The following is a 17,768-nucleotide window of genomic DNA, read 5'->3' on the forward strand; positions in this document are numbered from 1 at the left end:
AGCATGCGACCACATCACTCGTCGCGCTCCCTCATGGCCAAGCTGGCCGTCGTCGCGACGGTGGGCGCGTGCACCCTCGCCGTCGCCCCCGGCGCCTCGGCCCGTGCCGCCGCCTGCACCGGTTACGTCGGGCTGACCTTCGACGACGGCCCGTCCGCCGGCACGCCGGCGCTGCTCGACGTGCTCCGGCAGAACGGACTGCGGGCCACGATGTTCAACGAGGGGCAGTATGCCGCCGCCAACCCGTCCCTGGTGCGGGCGCAGGTCACCGCCGGCATGTGGGTCGGCAACCACAGCTACACCCACCCCCACCTGCCCCGACTCGGCCAGGCGCAGATCGACTCCGAGATCTCCCGGACCCAGCAGGCCATCGGCGACGCGGGCGGTGGCACACCCCGGCTGTTCCGTCCCCCGTACGGCGAGACCGACGCCACGGTGAGGAGCGTCGAGGCCACGTACGGTCTGACCGAGATCCTGTGGGACGTCGACTCGCAGGACTGGAACGGCGCGAGCACCGATGCGATCGCGCAGGCAGCGGCGCGGCTCACCAACGGCCAGATCATCCTCATGCACGACTGGGCCGCCAACACACGCGCCGCGATCCCACGCATCGCGCAGGGCCTGGCGGGCCGCGGCCTGTGTGCGGGCATGGTCTCCCCGCGGACCGGCCGTGCGGTGGCTCCGGACGGCTGACATCATCCGTCCGGAGCCCGGTGGCGGTGGCGTCACCGATGGACTCGGCGGGACACCAGCAGCCTGCTCCGCACAGGTCAAGCCGTGCTGCAGGCGTGGTCGTTCAGGCTGAAGGCCGTCGGCTTGGCGAAGCTGCCGTTGTAGGTGGCCTGGAACCCGAAGGAGACCTGGGCGCCGGGGGAGAGGGACGCGTTGTAGGCGAGGCTGTCGGCTGTCACGGCTCCCGACGAGGGGGAGATGCCGGCGTTCCATGTGCTGGTGATCCGCTGCCCCGCAGGCAGGGTGAACGCCAGATGCCAGCCGTCGACCGCGGAGGAACCCGTGTTGGTCAGCGTGATGTCCGCGGTGAAGCCGCCCTGCCATGTGTTCGTGCTGTAGGCCACCTTGCACGCCGTGGGCCCGCTGGGTGTGCCGCTGCCGAGGTCGACGGTCGAGGAGAAGGAGGTGACGGCGAGTCCCGCGCCGTTCTGCCAGGGCTCGAAGCCTGCCTGAACGCTCGTCAGATACCAGTTGTCCTGGGCGAGCCCGCGGGCTACGGCCTGCCGGGCGAAGTCCATCACGTCGAAGTTCCAGCTGTCGATCGCCGACGGCGCGACGAAGGTCAGGACGTCGTTGGAGCCGTTGTTACCGGACCACAGCTGCCACGGGCGGCCGGCCACGGTGGCGGAACCCACCTGCGAGCCCACGGGCTGCACGGCCCCCACACGGTTGAACCAGATCATGATCTCGGTGCGGTTCACACCGTCGGTGCGGGGCGTGGGGTCGAGCCAGATGTCGTAGGCGGCGTCGTAGACGGCTCCGCTCACGTAGGTGTAGGAGATGCTCGTGGGTGCTGCGGCGATGGAGCCGAGGCCGGCCGGGAGGCTCGTCCCGGGGGAGCAATTGGTGTAGTGGCAGCCGTTGAACACGGACGGGTAGGACTTCGGGGCGCCAGTGGTCGGCACCGAACCGTCCGCCTGGACGACCCGGAAGCCGTTGTCCGTGGCGGAGACACACTGGGGCTCACTCGTGTTCCAGCGGTTGTTCTGTACGACGTAGCGTCCGCCGATCGTGGTGGAGCCGAACTGCTCGCAGACCGTGGTGTCGGCGTGCGATGTCGAAGCGGCGGTGAGCAGCGCCGCGACCGTGACGAGGGCGGTGAGCAGCGCACTGAGCAACGCGTGCGCTCTCCGGGCCTGGGGAGCTGACCGGTGCATGCGGATCCTCCGTGTGGGGTGTGGGGAGCCGTGGTGCTTGTTCCTCCGAGGCAGGGGTGACTCGAGGGCGGTCAAGGCTTGAACAGATGGGAGCGCTCCCATAGTGGGGATGCGCGCGAGCGAGGTCAAGGTGTTGAGAAGTTGAATCATCAGAACCGTTCCGCATAAAAAAAGTGAGGCAACACCCCTGTGCAGTTGGGTGAGTTGGCGATACGGTCCCTCGCACCAGTGGGAGCGCTTCCATCAGTCGACGCGTCTGTCACGGCGCGCCCGGATGCAAGGGCTCGCTCATGCGACATCCCCGCATTCCTCGCCACCGGCCATCGCCAGGGGCGTCCGGGACTCCGTGACGATCCGATCCGGCGGGGGTTTCTGACCTCCGCCCACGACGGCACCCCACTCCCTCGGCGCCGGCCCGTGCGATCACCTGGCCGCCACCCGCACTCCGTCATCACCCCTCAAGGGGAAGGAATCCACGCTCATGAGACGTACTCACCTGTCACTGTTCGCCGCACTGTCGGTGCTCGCCGGATCCTCCGGGGCGGCGCTTCTCGCGGCGCCGGCGGGCGCCGCCGCCTCCTCGATCCCCTGCTCCGTGGACTACAAGGTGCAGAACCAGTGGGACACCGGCTTCACCGCCGCCGTGACGATCACCAACAACGCCGCTGCCAAGTCGAGTTGGTCGCTGAAGTGGTCGTACGCCGGCAACCAGCAGGTCACCAGCGGCTGGAACGCGAAGATCACCCAGAGCGGCGCCGCTGTCACCGCGGCCAACGAGAGCTACAACAGCACGCTGGCGAGCGGCGGTTCGGTCAGCTTCGGCTTCAACGGCACCTACACCGGCACCAATGCCTTACCCGCCGCCTTCACCCTCGACGGGGTCACCTGCAACGTCGACGACGGCAGTGGCTCCAGTGGTGGCGGCACCGGCGGCGGAGGCGGGGGCGGGGGCACCGGCAACCGGGTCGACAACCCCTACGCCGGGGCCAAGGGGTATGTGGACCCCGAGTGGTCGGCCAAGGCCGCCGCCGAACCCGGTGGCAGCCGTATCGCCCATCAGTCCACCGCCGTCTGGCTCGACCGGATCGCCGCGATCGACGGCGTCAACGGAGGCATGGGCCTGCGCGCTCACCTGGACGAGGCACTCAAGCAGAAGGGCTCCGGCGACCTCGTCATCCAACTCGTCATCTACGACCTGCCAGGACGCGACTGCGCCGCCCTCGCCTCCAACGGTGAACTCGGGCCGAACGACCTCGACAAGTACAAGAGCCAGTACATCGACCCCATCGCCACGATCCTCGCCGACCCCAAGTACGCGGGCCTGCGCATCGCCACGGTCATCGAGCCTGATTCGCTGCCCAACCTGGTCACCAACGCGGGCGGCACCGACACGACCACCGACGCCTGCGTGACCATGAAGAGCAACGGCAACTACGAGAGGGGTGTCTCGTACGCCCTGGACAAGCTCGGCGCCATCCCGAACGTCTACAACTACCTCGACGCGGGCCACCACGGCTGGCTCGGCTGGGACACCAACCTCGGCCCGTCCGTGCAGGAGTTCGCCAAGGCCGCCACTTCCAACGGTGCGAGCGTGAACGACGTGGCCGGGTTCATCGTCAACACCGCCAACTACGGCCCCGTCACGGAGCCGAACGTCAAGGTCACGGACACCGTGAACGGGCAGACCGTGCGCCAGTCGAAGTGGGTCGACTGGAACCAGTACGTCGACGAGCAGTCGTATGCGCTCGGTCTGCGGGACAAGCTGATCGCGGCCGGGTTCGACTCCGGCCTCGGCATGCTGATCGACACCTCCCGCGACGGCTGGGGCGGAACCGCCCGGCCCACCGGCCCCGGCCCGCTGACCTCCGTCGACGCCTACGTCAACGGCGGCCGCATCGACCGGCGCGTCCACGTCGGCAACTGGTGCAACCAGAGCGGCGCCGGACTCGGGCAGCGGCCCACCGCGGCCCCGGCCGCCGGTGTCGACGCCTACGTCTGGGTCAAGCCGCCGGGACAGTCCGACGGCGCCAGCACCGCCATCCCCAACGACGAGGGCAAGGGCTTCGACCGGATGTGCGACCCCACGTACGGTGGTAACGCCCGCAACGGCAACAACCCCAGCGGCGCCCTGCCGAACGCGCCGTTGGCCGGGCACTGGTTCTCCGCCCAGTTCCAGCAGCTGATGCAGAACGCCTACCCGCCGCTGCCGTAGTCCTCTGGCGTGGTGCGCGCCCGCCGGGTCCGGTCCTCGCCGAGGGCCGGACCCGGCGGACCGGTCTGCCGGCCGCCACGCCCGCTTCGGCGTGACCGCCGACCGTGCCGTGCAGCCCCATGGTGCTGGACCGGCGTCGCAGTCGCCGTGCCTCGCGGGCGGCGTCCACCAGGAACGGGTTCTGGGTGATCTGAGGTGAGGGGTGGATCAGGGGGCCACATGCGTTAGCGTGGCGAGCGTTGATGGCGAGCCTGTGCTGGTTCGTGCTGGTTTTTGAGGCGCAGTAGGGGTAAATGTGCAGTTCAGGGCGATTTCATGAGATTGCTGCACACGTCCGACTGGCATCTCGGCCGGGCCTTCCACCGGGTGGCCATGCTCGGGGCCCAGGCCGACTTCATCGGCCACCTCGTCACCACCGCGCGCGAGCGTGAGGTGGACGCGGTGGTCGTGTCCGGCGACGTGTACGACCGCGCGGTGCCCCCGCTCGCCGCGGTCGAGCTCTTCGACGACGCCCTGCACCGCCTCGCCGGCCTCGGCGTGCCCACGGTGATGATCTCCGGCAACCACGACTCCGCCCGCCGGCTCGGCGTCGGCGCCGGCCTCATCGACCGCGCCGGCATCCACCTGCGGACCGAGCCGTCCGCCGCCGGCACCCCCGTCGTGCTGGCCGACACCCACGGCGACGTCGCCTTCTACGGTCTGCCGTACCTCGAACCGGCCCTGGTGAAGGACGAGTTCGGGGTGGAGAAGGCCGGCCACGAGGCCGTACTGGCCGCCGCCATGGACCGCGTCCGCGCCGACCTCGCCACGCGCGCACCCGGCACCCGCTCGGTCGTCCTCGCCCACGCCTTCGTCACCGGCGGCCGGGCCAGCGACAGCGAGCGGGACATCACCGTCGGCGGGGTCGCCGCCGTACCGGCCGGGGTCTTCGACGGCGTCGACTACGTGGCGCTCGGCCACCTGCACGGCTGCCAGACCATCACCGAGCGCGTGCGCTACTCCGGCTCCCCGCTCGCCTACTCCTTCTCCGAGGCCGACCACCGCAAGAGCATGTGGCTCGTCGACCTCGGCGCCGACGGCTCGGTCACCGCCGAGCGCGTCGACTGCCCGGTGCCGCGCCCGCTGGCCCGCATCAAGGGCGCCTTGGAAGACCTCCTGGCCGATCCGGAGCTGGGCCGCCACGAGGACGCCTGGGTCGAGGCCACCCTCACCGACGTGGTCCGCCCCGCCGACCCCATGGCCCGGCTCACCGAGCGCTTCCCGCACACCCTCAGCCTGGTCTTCGCCCCCGAGCGCGCCCCGGACGATCCCCAGGTGTCCTACGCCCGGCGCCTCGCGGGCCGCAGCGACGAGCAGATCGCCCAGGACTTCGTCGCCCATGTGCGCGGCGCCGGCCCCGACGAGCGGGAGGCGGCCGTGCTGCGGGAGGCCTTCGACGCCGTGCGCGCCGACCACTCCGTACGGGAGGTGGCGCGGTGAGGCTGCACCGGCTCGACATCACCGCCTTCGGGCCCTTCGGCGGCTCGCAGAGCGTCGACTTCGACGCCCTGTCCGCCGCCGGACTGTTCCTGCTGCACGGCCCCACCGGCGCCGGTAAGACCTCCGTCCTGGACGCCGTCTGCTACGCCCTGTACGGCGCCGTCCCCGGCGCCCGGCAGAGCGGCAGCGGCCAGGGGATGAACCTGCGCAGCGACCACGCCGAGCCCCGCACCCGCACCGAGGTCCGCCTCGACCTCACCGTCGCCGGACGCCGACTGGAGGTCACCCGGCAGCCGCCGTGGGAGCGGCCCAAGCTGCGTGGCAAGGGCACCACCGTCGACAAGGCCCAGACCTGGCTGCGTGAGTACGACGGCGCGGCCGGCGCCTGGAAGGACCTGAGCCGCTCCCACCAGGAGATCGGCGCCGAGTTCGAGCAGCTCCTCGGCATGAGCCGCGAACAGTTCTGCCAGGTCGTGCTGCTGCCCCAGGGCGACTTCGCCCGCTTCCTGCGCGCCGACGCCGAGGCCCGCGGCCGGCTGCTCGGCCGCCTCTTCGACACCCAGCGGTTCGCCGACGTGGAGAAGCGCCTCGCCGAACGCCGTCGCGCCACCGAAGCACGCGTGCGTGAGGGCGACGCGGCGCTGCTCGCCGACGCGCACCGGATGCAGCAGGAGGCCGGCGACGCCATGGAGCTGCCCGAGCTGGCGCCAGGTGACCCGGGCCTGGCCGACGCCGTGCTCGAAGCCGCCGCCGTCGCCCGCGTCACCGCGCGCGAACGCCTCACCGTCGCCCACTGCCGTCTCGCCGCCGCCGAGTCCGCCCACGCCGCCACCCGGCGCGCCCTGGAAGACGTACGCGAACTCGCCCGGCTGCAGAGCCGGTTCGCCGGTGCCCGGCAGCGTGCCGAGCGGCTCCAGGAGCGGGCCGGCGACCACCACGAGGACCGGCAGCGCATGGAGCGGGCCCGCAAGGCGGAGGCGGTCGCGCCCGCGCTGGAGCTGCGCGAGGCCGCCGAGGAGGAGCACCGCAGGGCGGCCCGGGCCGAGGCCCGCGCGCGTGGCATGCTCCCCGACTCCCACACCGACGCGGGCGTCGGCGGGCTCTCCTCGGCCGCCCGCCGCGCCGCCGAGGAGCTGGGCGGCCTGGACGCGGCACGGCGCGCCGAGCGGCGGCTCACCGGGCTCGCCGAGGAGCGGTCCGCGCTCGACCGGCAGGACCGCGCCGACGAGGACGTGCTGCGCGAGGCCGAGACCTGGCTCGCCGAGTGGGACACCACCCGCGCGGCGCTGCAGTCCCGCGTCGACTCCGCGCAGGAGGCCGCCACCCGCGCCGAACAGCTCGCCGTGCGGCGGGACCCGATGCGCGGACGCCTCGACGCGGCCCGCACCCGGGACCGGCTGGCCGCGGACCTGGAGGAGGCCCAGCAGCGCGCGGACGCCTCCGGGCAGCGCGCCCTCGACGCCCGCGCCCACTGGCTCGACCTCAAGGAACAGCGCCTGAACGGCATCGCCGCCGAGCTGGCCGCCCACCTCACCGACGGCGAGCCCTGCGCCGTCTGCGGAGCCACCGAACACCCCGCCCCCGCGCGCAAGGTCGCCGGACACGTCGACCGTGAGACCGAGGACCGGGCCCACCGGGCCTGGCAGCAGGCCGAGACCCGGCACACCGAGGACGACCAGCGCCTCAGCGCCGTCCGCGAGGCCCTGGCCGCCGCCACCGCCGAGGCCGGGGACACACCCACCGCACAACTCGAAGAGGCGGCAGCCGAGCTGGAGCGGGAGTACGCCCGCGCCCGCCGCGACGCCTCCGCGCTGCACGCCGCCCACGAGGAGCTGCGCCGCACCGAGCAGGAGCGCGAGCAGCGCCTCACCGACCGCCAGCAGGCCGCCGTACGGGCCGCCTCCCGGCTCACCCGCCGGGACGCCCTGGAGCGCGAACAGGCCCAGTTGGAGGCGGAGTTGACCAAGGCGCGCGGTACGTCCGGCAGTGTGGCCGCCCGCGCCGCACAGCTGGAGCGGCAGGTGACGCTGCTCACCGAGGCGGCCGACGCCGCGCGCACCGCCGAGGACTCCGCCCAGCGCCTGAAGGACGCCGACGCGCGCCTCGCCGACGTCGCCTACCGCGCCGGCTTCGACACCCCGCAGGCCGCGGCCGACGCCCTCCTCGACCCTGCGGCCCACCGCGAGCTGCAGCACCGCCTGGACACCTGGCAGACGGAGGAGGCCGCCGTGCGCGCGGTGCTGGCGGAGGCCGACACCGCGCACGCCGCCCAGCAGCCGCCCGCCGAGCCGGCCACGGCCGAGCACGCGGCGGCCACGGCCGAACGCCGGCTGCGTGAGGCGGCGTCCGCACGGGACGCGGCAGCTCGCTGCTGCACCGAACTGGACCGCCTCTCCGCACGTGCCACCGAGGCCGTACGCCGGCTCGCCCCGCTCCGCGAGGAGTACGACCGGGTCGCCCGCCTCGCCGCCCTCACCGCGGGCACCTCCGCCGACAACGAACGCCGGATGCGCCTGGAGTCGTACGTGCTCGCGGCCCGTCTGGAGCAGGTCGCCGCCGCCGCGACGGCCCGGCTCCAGCGCATGTCGTCCGGCCGTTACACCCTCGTCCACTCCGACGACCGCACCGGGCGCGGCCGCAGCGGACTCGGGCTGCACGTGGTCGACGCCTGGACGGGCCGCGAACGCGACACCGCCACCCTGTCCGGCGGCGAGACCTTCTTCGCCTCCCTCGCCCTCGCCCTCGGCCTGGCGGACGTCGTCACCGACGAGGCCGGAGGCGTCCGGCTCGACACCCTCTTCATCGACGAGGGCTTCGGCAGCCTCGACGACCAGACCCTCGACGAGGTCCTCGACGTCCTCGACTCCCTGCGCGAACGCGACCGCAGCGTCGGCATCGTCAGCCACGTGCCCGACCTGCGGCGCCGCGTCCACGCCCAGCTGGAGGTCGTCAAGGGCAGATCGGGGTCGGCGCTCCGGCAGCGGGGCGTCTGACCCGGTCGTTACCCCCGCCAGGTCCGCGCTGCCCGTCAATTCACATCTCCAACCGGTGAGCCCACCGGTGAGTTCAAGGGTTGCGTACGTCCTCGGCGGTCATGGCCAGCAGGACCAGGGCATCGTGCTCGGCCGTCCTGGGCGGGGCCTGGTAGATCAGCATGCGCTGACCGTCTCCGGCGGGGGTGAGCACCTCGTTGGCGAGCGTGATCGGGCCGACCGCGGGGTGTCGGAACGCGGTCTCGCCCGCGCGCTTGACCCATACCTCGTGCCGGCGCCACAGAGCGGCGAACTCGCCGCTGGCCGAGGACAGTTCGCCGACCAGCGCGGCGGTGCGCTCTGGTGCGCTCAGTTCGGCGGTGTGCAGGTGAGCGACACAGTTGCGGGCCACCCGGTCCCAGTCGGCGAACAGGGTCCGTGCGGCCGCGTGCACGAACGTGTACCGGATCGTGTTGCGCCGGCCGGGCGGCCAGTCGCTGAGCCCAGGCATCAACGCAAGGCCCTCAGGATTGGCTGCCAGCACGTCGTTGACCTCGTCGAGCACGTACGCCGGGCTGGGCCGGACCGACTCCAGCAGCAGCCGAAGGCCAGGGCTGGCCGGGCGCGGATCGGCGGGCCGGTGGCGCGGTGTCCGTCCGGCGACCCGGTCGGCGAGGCCGAGCAGGTGGACGTGCTCGTCAGCGCTGAGGCGCAGGGCCCGGGCCAGCGCGCCCAGTACCGCGTCACTGGGCGCGGTCTCCCGCCCCTGCTCGATCCGGATGTAGTAGTCCACGCTCACGCCGGCCAGCGCGGCCAGCTCCTCGCGGCGCAGCCCGGGTGTGCGCCGGGTACCCGGCCCGGTGGACAACCCGACATCGGCCGGGCCTATCTGCCCGCGTCGGATCCGAAGAAACCTGGCCATCGCGTTCACGGCTGAGAGTCTGCCACTGGTCGAACCGCTCCTGGGTGGCCGTGGCACACCCAGGAACCACGCGGCCTCCCCCGGCACCGGTCCGGCGGTGCAGCCTCGAACCATGACCAACGCGATCATCATCGGTGGCGGCTCCGGTATGGGCCTCGCCCTGGCCCGGACCCTGCTCGCCGAAGGCATGGATGTGACCATCGTCGGCCGATCCGCCGACCGGCTCGCGACAGCCCGGGCGCACCTGGAAGGGCCCGAGCGCGGGAAGATCAGCACCTGCACGGCCGATATGGGTAGTGAGGAGGACATAGCGGAACTGTTCGCCCAGGTGGAGCGAGTGGACCACGTGGCGGTCACCGCGGCGGACGCGACCGGCGTGTACGGCCGGACCGCCGACGTCGCCACCGCGACCGCACGGTCCGTCGTCGACACCAAACTGCTCGGTGCCTGGCTGGTCGGCAAGCACGCGGGCGGGCGGGTCACCGGCTCGATCACCTACACCTCGGGCATCAACGCCTACCGCCCGAACGGGTCGAACACGATCATGGCCGCCGCCAACGGCGCGCTCGCGTCGCTGGCCTGCGGGCTGGCGATCGAACTGGCACCCGTGCGGGTCAACGTGATCTCCCCCGGCTGGGTGGACACCCCCATCTGGAACCAACTCGCCATGGACAAACAGGCCGCTTTCGCCAAGCTGGCCGAGCAACTCCCGGCCCGACGCGTCGGCACCCCCGACGACATAGCCCAGGCGTTCTCGTCGGTGATGCACAACGGATTCATCACCGGGACCGTGCTGCACGTGGACGGGGGACACCGCATCACCTGATCCGCTTGAGCGGGAGCCGGGAGCCGGGAGCCGGGAGCCGGGAGCCGGGAGCCGATCACGGTCACGATGACGTCAGTGGCCCAACGCGCGCCGGGGCAGGGGTGAGGAGTAGACGACGCTGGTGGTCACCGAGCCCAGCGCGCCGATCTTGCCGGAGGTCTGCTCCAGGTGGGCCATGGACCGTGCGGCGACCTTGATGACGAAGCAGTCGTCGCCCGTCACATGGTGGGCCTCCAGGATCTCGGGCGTCGCGGCCACCAGGTCGTGGAACGGCTTGTAGTTGCCGTTCGGGTAGCGCAGCCGTACGAACGCCAGGATCGGCAGTCCCAGCCGTTCGGGGTCGACGACCGCGGCGTACCCCTGGATCACGCCCGCCTCCTCCAGCCGCCGGACCCGTTCGGTGACGGCGCTCGGCGACATGGAGACGGCGCGCGCCAGCTCGGCGTAGCTGGCCCGTCCCTCCCGCTGGAGGACCTCAAGAATGCGCCAGTCGGTGGCGTCCGGGGAATACGCGGTCATCCCGGATGGATAGCAGGGGAATCCCCGGCACATCAAGGGGAGGACCGTGGATCATCCCTTCAGGAAGCGGTGCGCGGGCCATAGATTTCCCGTCATGATCACCAAGACGCACGAGAACCCCGTCCTCCGTGTCGCCCCCGCCGCGCCCGCCGAGGCCGCCGCCTACTTCCGGGCGAGCCTGGCCTTCCACGCCGACGTCTCCGACGTGGCCGCCGCGCTCGCGACCGGCGGCGATCCCGGCTTCGTCGTCGTGGACTCCCGCTCCGCCCAGTCCTGGGACCAGGGCCACGTCCCCGGCGCGATCCACCTGCCCACCGCGCTCGTCCCCGAGCAGGCCGAGCGGCTCCTGGACAAGTCCGTGCCGGTGGTGACGTACTGCTGGGGCCCCGGCTGCAACGGCGCCACCCGCGCCGCTCTCGCCCTCGCCGAACTCGGCTACCGGGTCAAGGAGATGCTCGGCGGGTTCGAGTACTGGGCGCGCGAGGGCCTCGCCTACGAGACCTGGCAGGGGCGCGAACAGCGCGCCGCCGACTCGCTGACCGCGCCCGTCGAAGGCGAGTGCGGCTGCTGATCGACACCGTGTAGGTTCTCTGCCCATGGCTCGATACGCGGAACCAGGCGCGCTGGAGTGGGTCGAATCGGGCGGCGGCCCGCTGATAGCCGTACCGGAGACGGTGCTGCCGTTCTGGGCGGGCGCCGACAGCGAGGAACTCGACACGGACTACGACCGGGCGTGCGAGGTCGACGGATACGTGGGCCTGCTCCCGGTCGGCGACAGCGCGGCCCTGGTGTTCGGTGACGAGCCCGCCGCCACGTCCTTCCTGCCGGACCACGCCACTTTCGTACGCTGGTCCGCCGCGAACTCCGAGGAGGAGCTGCTCGCCGAAGTCCCCGCCGCGCTCGACACGGCGGCGTGGGGGAGCGAGGTGCACTGGCGGGTGCCCGGCCCGGTGCTGCTGTTCGACTCGGCCTGGCCCGGCGGCAGCGCGGCGGGCCAGGAACACCTGCGGATCGACCTGGCACCGGGCTCGTACGCGGTGCGCGCCGCGTACGTCCAGCCCGGGCCGGAGACCTGGGTCGGCCTGGTGCAGCTCAGACGGCTCGGCCACTGACCGGACCGGCCACGACGGTCAACGCAGGTTGTCGAAGGCGATGTTCAGGTGCCGTGGGCCGCGGAGCACCGCGTTCTGGCGGTACGGCGGCGGGTCCTCGACCAGCCGCGGATTCTCCAGCCGCCGGGCCAGTTCGGCCAGGGCGATCTGGGTCTCCAGCCGGGCCAGCGGAGCTCCGAAGCAGCTGTGGATGCCGCTGCCGAAGCCGAGGTGCTGGATGTCCTCGCGGTCCGGGTCGAACCGCTCGGGGTCCTTGAACCGTTCGGGGTCGCGGTTGCCCGCGGCCAGCATCAGCCAGATGCGTGAGCCCTTGGGGATGGTGATCCCGCGCAGCTCGATGTCGGTGATACAGGTGCGCTGCGGCACGATCTGAACGGGGGGTTCGTAGCGCAGCAGCTCCTCCACGATCCGCACCGACAGCCCTGGGTCGTTGCGCAGCCGCTCCAGGATCTCCGGGTGGCGCAGCAACGTGAGCATGCCGTTGGTGATGAGGTTGACGGTCGTCTCGTGGCCCGCGATGAGGAGCAGCACCGCCGTGCTGAGCACCTCCATCGTCGTCATGGCGCCGTCGGGGCCCCTGCTGTTCACCAGGTCGGACAGCATGTCGTCGCGTGGTTCCCTGGCGCGCTGCTCCACCAGTCCGTTGAGGTACAGGCCGAGCTGCAACCGTGCTTCCTGCGCGACCCGCTCGGACTCGGCGCTCGTCCGGGTGTCCGGGTCCAGACCGGCGACGATCGGGTCGACCCAGGCACGGAAGCGGGGCTCGTCCTCGCGCGGCACGCCGAGCAGCCGGCAGATCACCGTGACCGGGAAGGGATACGCGAACTGGTCGACCAGGTCGATCTGCCGCGTGTCCCCGAGGCCGTCGATGAGCCCGGTGACGATCTCACCCAGCTCGCCCCGCATGCTCTCGATCCGGCGAGGCCGGTGCGGTGGTCCGAAGGAGCTGTTGGCGATCCTGCGCAGCCGGTCGTGCTCCGGCGGGTCGAGCCGGATGAAGCTCGGGGGCAGACCCGTTCCCTCCGACTGGGAGAGCTCGTCGTCACCGGCGGCGGTCTGGTTGGCGGCGTCGGAGCTGATCCGCGGGTCGTGGAGCAGGGCCTCGATGTCGTAGTACGAGCTGATGACGTAGGGGCCGTCCTCCTCGTGGAGCACCGGTGTCCTGCGGAGTTCCTCGTAGATCGGATACGGGTTGGCGCGGTTCGCGAAGTCGGTGATCTGGCGCAACATCGAGGCGTGCGGCATGACGGGTCCTTGAGACGTCGGCCTGGGCGGCGGTCAGTGGCGGGCGGGGTGGAAGAGCAGCTGCTGGTCGGCCGGCGAGTAGCCGCTGAGGGTCACCATGGGGCCGTGGGTCGGCAGGGACGGGTCGGGGAAGTCGGCGTCCACCGGCTGCCGGCCCTCGGGACGCCGGTCCACCGTCGGGAACTCCACCGGGAACGGCGCGCCCCGCTCGATCTGCCGCTGGTAGAACTCCAGCCACCGGGTGTTGTCGAAGGTCACGGCGGCCACCATCCGACCCTGGTGGCCGTAGACGCCGACGAACCGGCGCTCGGCCAGAGAACCCTGCGTGATCATGATCTGGTCGCCCATGGGCGGCACGCCGACGGACTTGATGTTCACGCCGAACATCGACGACCAGAAGGCGGGCATCCACAGGTGCGGGCGCCGGTCGGCGCCGTGGCAGATCATGTTGTGCGCCGCCGTCTGCGCCTGGGAGACGGCGTTGCCCCAGTGCTCCAGCGAGAGGAACTGGTAGCCGAACAGCGCGTGCGGGGAGCGTGCCACGTCACCCGCGACGAAGACGTCGTCGGTGACGATGCCCCGGAAGTCGAAGGCGCGACAGCCGGCATCACAGGCGATGCCCCGCGGTCCCGCGCCCAGCCCCGATCCGGTCAGCCAGTCGGTGTTGCGCACCGACCCCAGCGACACGACCACGACATCCGCCTCGACGGAGCTCTCGTCGGACAGATGCACCGCCCGCACCCGGCCGGCCGAGTCGCCCTCCAGCCCCGTCACCGTGACGCGGGTGCGCAGATCCACTCCGTTCTCGGTCTGCAGGTCGGCCGCGACCGCACCGATCACCCCGCCGAGGGCGCCCACCAGCGGCGCACCGGCACGCTCCGCCACGGTGACGGGCAGGCCCATCTCCCGGCAGGCCGACGCGACCTCGGAACCGGCGAAACCCGCGCCGATGATGAACACCCGGCGCGGCCCTGCCTTCAGCCGCTGGTACAGGTCGGCGGCGTCGTCCCGGGTCCGCAGCAGGCAGACGCCGTCCAGCCGGGCCTCGTCCTCCTTGGGCCAGGGCCGGGCGCGGACGCCGGTCGCGATGAGCAGCCGGTCGTACTCCACCTCGTCCCCGTCGGCCAGCCGGACCCGCTTGGCCGTCAGGTCCAGGCCCGTCGCCGGGACACCGAGCCGCCACTTGGCGTCGATCTCCCGGCGATGCGGCAGCTCGGTGTGGCGCGGGGACGCCATGCCCAGCAGGACGGACTTGGACAGCGGCGGCCGGTCGTACGGCTCGTACGGCTCGTCACCGATCAGGGTCAGTTCGCCGGTGAAGCCCTCGGCGCGCAACGTCTCGGCGGCCCGCAGACCCGCCAGCGAGGCGCCGACGATGACGATACGGCCTTCGCGCCTGAGCCAGTCGACGTGGTCAGCGGGCATCTGACGCCTCCCCGCCGTCTCTTGAGTCGTCCAGCCCGTCCGCCGTGATCGCCTGCACCGGGCAGGCGGCGACGGCGCGGGCCAGCCGCTCCCGCTGCTCCTCGGGCGCGTGCGGGTTGTAGACGAGTGACTCCTCACCGTGCATGGCGAAGACATCGGGAGCGAGGAACGCGCACTGGGCGTACCCTTGGCATTTGTTGAGATCGACGACGAGCCTCATCGACGCTCCGCCCTTCCGGTGGCCAGGTCCGGTGGCGCCGGCCGTGGGGCGCGGCATTCCCGGACGGCGGTCATGTCCCGTCTGCCAGCATGAGCGGGGTGGCGCGACATCGCCCGTCGGGAAACCCCATTCGGGCTGCCGTCCGTGCGTGGCGCGCCCGCCACCGGGAACCGGCCGTTCAGGGGTGTTCCGCGGTGCGGGTCCCGGCGCGACCGCGCGCCAGGATGATGTACACGCTGAGCACCAGTGACCACGCGGGGAAGACCAGCTCCGCCCAGCGCACGCTGGACGCGACGAAGAGCAGCGTGAGAGCGGTCAGGAAGCCCAGGGCCGAGAGCCAGCGGGGCAGGGCCCCCAGCCGGCGGCCGATCACCGACATGGAGCAGACGAAGACGGCCGCCATCCGCGTGGCGTACGCCATCAGCGTGTACGCGAGATGACGGCCGAAGTCCCAGGTGGGCAGCTGCGGGGCGGTGCCGGTGGGGTGTCCGACGGAGAGGACGGCCGCAGCGGCCGCGGCGGAGCCGAACATCGTCGCGGTGTAGACGAGCCCGCTGCCGAGGAAGACGGTGGCGAGGAACTTGTCCTCGACGGCGCCGACGTGCGCCCGCACCGCGCCGACGAACCACAGGAAGAAGATGCCGGCGAACGGCACGAGCGTGAGGGCCGTCCGCAGCGCCTTCCGCTGAGCGGAGTCCGTGAATCCCGGGGTGCCGGCCGCGGCGGCGCCTTCGGGGATGCCCAGCCGTACGAGGACGATCGCCGCCGCGAGCAGCAGTGCGAACACCACTCCCGCCAGGCCGGCGGCCCGGGGTGTCTCCAGCACCTGCTGCCCGTGCTGCTCCATGCCGGCCCGCCTCCTCCACATCGCCTCCGGCACCAGCTAGCCGCCACCCGGTCACCTGCGCCACCGGGGACGGCCGGACGGCCGAACGGGTACGGCGGCGCCGGCACGGCCCGCACGCCCGGCGCGAGGCAGGGCCCGGCGCTGTCGGCCGTGCCCACCCGTCCCGCCCTGCGGGACGGCTGCCCATGGCGGTGAAGGCGTGCCGTGGGCGGGTGGTCTGCGGGTTGCGAGGTGCGGCGGGGCGAGGCCGCGGGCTCCCCGATGGCCCCGGGGCGGCCTGGGTCGGCCGGGGGGCCGGAGCCGGTGAGGGCGGCTGGGGCATCGGGGAGGTCGGCCGCTTCGGAGGTCGACGCGGGGCGGTCAGAGCCGGGACAGCTCGTCCACCAGGTCGTCCAGCCCCAGCGAACCCTGCGACAACGCCGCCATGTGCCAGGCCTTCAGGTCGAACGCCTCGCCGTGCCGCTCCCGCGCCTTCTCCCGGCCCAGCAGCCACGCCCGCTCACCGAGCTTGTAGCCGATCGCCTGGCCCGGGATCGTGAGATACCGGGTCAGCTCGCTCTCCACGAAGTCCGCCGGCCGGCTGCTGTGCGCGCCGAAGAACTCCTGCGCCAGCTCGGGCGTCCACCGCTCACCGGGGTGGAACGGCGAGTCGGCGGGGATCTCCAGCTCCAGATGCATGCCGATGTCCACGATCACCCGGGCCGCCCGCATCATCTGCGCGTCCAGGTAGCCGAGCCGCTCCTCGGGGTCCGTGAGGTAGCCCAGCTCGTCCATCAGCCGTTCCGCGTACAGCGCCCAGCCCTCGGCGTTGGCGCTGACCCCGCCGATCGTCGCCTGGTAGCGGGACAGGTTCTCCGCGACGTGCGCCCACTGGGCGAGCTGCAGGTGGTGGCCGGGCACGCCCTCGTGGTACCAGGTCGACACCAGGTCGTAGACCGGGAAGCGGGTCTGTCCCATCGTGGGCAGCCAGGTGCGGCCGGGCCGCGAGAAGTCCTCCGACGGAGCCGTGTAGTAGGGGGCCGCCGCACCGCCGGGCGGGGCGATGCACGACTCCACCTTCCGCACCCGCTCGGCGAGTTCGAAGTGCGTGCCGTCCAGGTTCTCGATGGCCCGGTCCATCAGGCCCTGCAGCCACTCCCGGACCTCGTCCACGCCGTCGATGTGCCGGCCGTGCTCGTCGAGGTGCGCGAGCGCCACCCACGGCGTCCCGGCGCCGGGCAGGATCTTCTCGGCCTCCTGCTGCATCTCGCCGAGGATCCGGTGGAACTCCGACCAGCCGTACGCGTACGCCTCGTCCAGATCGAGATCGGTGCCGTTGAAGTAGCGGGACCAGCGTGCGTACCGCTCGCGGCCCACCGTGTTCGGAGCACCCTCGATCGCCGGCGCGTACACGTCCCGCAACCAGTCCCGCAGCTCCACCAGCGCGCCGGTCGCCGCGCCGGCCGCCTCGTCCAGCTCGGCGCGCAGTGCCTCGGGACCCGCGGCGGCGAAGTCCTCGTACCAGCCGCGGCCCTTGCCGTCGGTGTCCGTCCACTCGGTGAGCTGTTCGATGTACGTCGCGGTCGGCCGGGGGGCGGCGTACAGCTTGCGGTCCAGACCCAGTTGCAGCGACTCGCGGTATCCCGCGAGCGTGCCCGGCACCGCGCGCAGTCGCTCGGCGATCGCCGCCCAGTCCTCCTCCGTCTGTGCCGGGGTGATCGTGAAGATGTCCCGCACCGAGTGGCCCGGCGTGCTCATGTTGCCGACCGCGCGCAGGTGCTCGTCCGCCTCGAACACGGCGAGTCCGGCGGTCAGCCGCTCCCGCAGCAGCCGTCCGCAGCGCCGCTCCGCATCGCTGTCCGCACCGGGCTGCCGCTCCGCTTCGTCCAGCTTCGCGAGGGTGGCCCGGGCCAGCTCCGCGAGGGCCGCCATGCCCGCGGGCGAGTAGTCGGGCAGCCGGCGCGAACTCTCCGTCACACCGAGGTAGGTACCGGTCACCGGGTCGAGCGCGATCAGGTCGTCCACGTACGCGTCGGCCACCTCACGGGGCAGCGGGCTCTTGGTCTCAGACATGCGGCCCATCCTTGTACGCGGAGGATCACCGCGTCACCCACGTTCCGG

The 17,768-nt window shown here is 72.2% G+C and carries 15 protein-coding genes; 7 read left to right on the forward strand and 8 right to left on the reverse strand.

Features of this window, described 5'->3' with window-relative positions; genetic code table 11:
• The first annotated feature begins 3 nt into the window (after positions 1-3).
• Positions 4-693, forward strand: coding sequence for a polysaccharide deacetylase family protein (locus IE244_RS36335; protein WP_191877853.1), 690 nt, complete (start codon positions 4-6; stop codon positions 691-693).
• A gap of 77 nt (positions 694-770) precedes the next feature.
• On the opposite strand, the gene IE244_RS36340 is transcribed toward IE244_RS36335, so the two are convergent.
• Positions 771-1,889, reverse strand: coding sequence for a glycoside hydrolase family 12 protein (locus tag IE244_RS36340; RefSeq protein ID WP_191877854.1), 1,119 nt, complete (start codon positions 1,887-1,889; stop codon positions 771-773).
• A gap of 481 nt (positions 1,890-2,370) precedes the next feature.
• Here IE244_RS36340 and IE244_RS36345 point away from each other — a divergent pair, with 481 nt between their 5' ends.
• The 3 genes from IE244_RS36345 (at position 2,371) to IE244_RS36355 (ending at position 8,573) form a co-directional block, all read left to right on the forward strand.
• Positions 2,371-4,101 (forward strand): glycoside hydrolase family 6 protein, encoded by a 1,731-nt coding sequence (locus tag IE244_RS36345; RefSeq protein ID WP_191877855.1) that lies wholly within the window; start codon positions 2,371-2,373, stop codon positions 4,099-4,101.
• A gap of 315 nt (positions 4,102-4,416) precedes the next feature.
• A complete protein-coding gene (locus IE244_RS36350; protein ID WP_191877856.1) occupies positions 4,417-5,580 on the forward strand; it encodes an exonuclease SbcCD subunit D in 1,164 nt (387 codons plus the stop codon).
• The gene (locus IE244_RS36355; protein WP_191877857.1) at positions 5,577-8,573 is read left to right on the forward strand and encodes an AAA family ATPase; all 2,997 of its coding nucleotides are present in this window, start codon (positions 5,577-5,579) and stop codon (positions 8,571-8,573) included. The genes IE244_RS36350 and IE244_RS36355 overlap by 4 nt, the downstream gene beginning before the upstream one ends.
• A 73-nt stretch (positions 8,574-8,646) precedes the next feature.
• Here the strand turns inward: IE244_RS36355 and IE244_RS36360 are convergent, their stop codons facing one another.
• A complete protein-coding gene (locus tag IE244_RS36360) occupies positions 8,647-9,420 on the reverse strand; it encodes a helix-turn-helix domain-containing protein (protein ID WP_373305814.1) in 774 nt (257 codons plus the stop codon).
• Positions 9,421-9,586: 166 nt separating this feature from the next.
• Here IE244_RS36360 and IE244_RS36365 point away from each other — a divergent pair, with 166 nt between their 5' ends.
• Positions 9,587-10,300, forward strand: coding sequence for an SDR family oxidoreductase (locus tag IE244_RS36365; RefSeq protein ID WP_191877858.1), 714 nt, complete (start codon positions 9,587-9,589; stop codon positions 10,298-10,300).
• Between the two features lie 72 nt (positions 10,301-10,372).
• Here the strand turns inward: IE244_RS36365 and IE244_RS36370 are convergent, their stop codons facing one another.
• A complete protein-coding gene (locus IE244_RS36370) occupies positions 10,373-10,819 on the reverse strand; it encodes an Lrp/AsnC family transcriptional regulator (RefSeq protein ID WP_031173536.1) in 447 nt (148 codons plus the stop codon).
• A 94-nt stretch (positions 10,820-10,913) separates the two neighbouring features.
• Here IE244_RS36370 and IE244_RS36375 point away from each other — a divergent pair, with 94 nt between their 5' ends.
• Both IE244_RS36375 and IE244_RS36380 read left to right on the forward strand, forming a co-directional pair.
• Complete coding sequence (locus IE244_RS36375; protein ID WP_191877859.1) at positions 10,914-11,390, forward strand: rhodanese-like domain-containing protein; 477 nt, start codon at positions 10,914-10,916, stop codon at positions 11,388-11,390.
• Between the two features lie 25 nt (positions 11,391-11,415).
• The gene (locus tag IE244_RS36380; RefSeq protein ID WP_191877860.1) at positions 11,416-11,931 is read left to right on the forward strand and encodes an immunity 21 family protein; all 516 of its coding nucleotides are present in this window, start codon (positions 11,416-11,418) and stop codon (positions 11,929-11,931) included.
• An 18-nt stretch (positions 11,932-11,949) separates the two neighbouring features.
• On the opposite strand, the gene IE244_RS36385 is transcribed toward IE244_RS36380, so the two are convergent.
• The 5 genes from IE244_RS36385 to IE244_RS36405 form a co-directional block, all read right to left on the reverse strand.
• Entirely contained in the window at positions 11,950-13,176 is a 1,227-nt protein-coding gene (locus tag IE244_RS36385) for a cytochrome P450 (protein WP_191877861.1), read from the reverse strand.
• A 33-nt stretch (positions 13,177-13,209) separates the two neighbouring features.
• Entirely contained in the window at positions 13,210-14,601 is a 1,392-nt protein-coding gene (locus tag IE244_RS36390) for an NAD(P)/FAD-dependent oxidoreductase (protein WP_191877862.1), read from the reverse strand.
• Positions 14,591-14,821 (reverse strand): ferredoxin, encoded by a 231-nt coding sequence (locus tag IE244_RS36395; protein WP_191877863.1) that lies wholly within the window; start codon positions 14,819-14,821, stop codon positions 14,591-14,593. Before IE244_RS36395 ends, IE244_RS36390 begins: the two co-directional genes overlap by 11 nt.
• A 178-nt stretch (positions 14,822-14,999) precedes the next feature.
• Positions 15,000-15,668, reverse strand: coding sequence for a hypothetical protein (locus IE244_RS36400; RefSeq protein ID WP_191877864.1), 669 nt, complete (start codon positions 15,666-15,668; stop codon positions 15,000-15,002).
• Between the two features lie 360 nt (positions 15,669-16,028).
• Positions 16,029-17,720 carry a DUF885 domain-containing protein gene (locus IE244_RS36405; RefSeq protein WP_191877865.1) on the reverse strand — a complete coding sequence of 564 codons (1,692 nt, stop codon included), beginning with the start codon at positions 17,718-17,720 and terminating at the stop codon, positions 16,029-16,031.
• Positions 17,721-17,768: the final 48 nt, after the last annotated feature.

The organism is Streptomyces filipinensis (assembly GCF_014649495.1).
Classification (GTDB): Bacteria; Actinomycetota; Actinomycetes; order Streptomycetales; family Streptomycetaceae; genus Streptomyces; species Streptomyces filipinensis.

What these genes read in the sequence shown, in the direction of transcription:
- IE244_RS36335 (WP_191877853.1), top strand. Translation starts at nt 4, where the DNA reads ATGCGACCACATCACTCGTCGCGCTCCCTCATGGCCAAGCTGGCCGTC.
- IE244_RS36400 (WP_191877864.1), bottom strand. Translation starts at nt 15,668, where the DNA reads ATGGAGCAGCACGGGCAGCAGGTGCTGGAGACACCCCGGGCCGCCGGC.
- IE244_RS36345 (WP_191877855.1), top strand. Translation starts at nt 2,371, where the DNA reads ATGAGACGTACTCACCTGTCACTGTTCGCCGCACTGTCGGTGCTCGCC.
- IE244_RS36405 (WP_191877865.1), bottom strand. Translation starts at nt 17,720, where the DNA reads ATGTCTGAGACCAAGAGCCCGCTGCCCCGTGAGGTGGCCGACGCGTAC.
- IE244_RS36365 (WP_191877858.1), top strand. Translation starts at nt 9,587, where the DNA reads ATGACCAACGCGATCATCATCGGTGGCGGCTCCGGTATGGGCCTCGCC.
- IE244_RS36340 (WP_191877854.1), bottom strand. Translation starts at nt 1,889, where the DNA reads ATGCACCGGTCAGCTCCCCAGGCCCGGAGAGCGCACGCGTTGCTCAGT.
- IE244_RS36375 (WP_191877859.1), top strand. Translation starts at nt 10,914, where the DNA reads ATGATCACCAAGACGCACGAGAACCCCGTCCTCCGTGTCGCCCCCGCC.
- IE244_RS36370 (WP_031173536.1), bottom strand. Translation starts at nt 10,819, where the DNA reads ATGACCGCGTATTCCCCGGACGCCACCGACTGGCGCATTCTTGAGGTC.
- IE244_RS36350 (WP_191877856.1), top strand. Translation starts at nt 4,417, where the DNA reads ATGAGATTGCTGCACACGTCCGACTGGCATCTCGGCCGGGCCTTCCAC.
- IE244_RS36390 (WP_191877862.1), bottom strand. Translation starts at nt 14,601, where the DNA reads ATGCCCGCTGACCACGTCGACTGGCTCAGGCGCGAAGGCCGTATCGTC.
- IE244_RS36385 (WP_191877861.1), bottom strand. Translation starts at nt 13,176, where the DNA reads ATGCCGCACGCCTCGATGTTGCGCCAGATCACCGACTTCGCGAACCGC.
- IE244_RS36380 (WP_191877860.1), top strand. Translation starts at nt 11,416, where the DNA reads ATGGCTCGATACGCGGAACCAGGCGCGCTGGAGTGGGTCGAATCGGGC.
- IE244_RS36395 (WP_191877863.1), bottom strand. Translation starts at nt 14,821, where the DNA reads ATGAGGCTCGTCGTCGATCTCAACAAATGCCAAGGGTACGCCCAGTGC.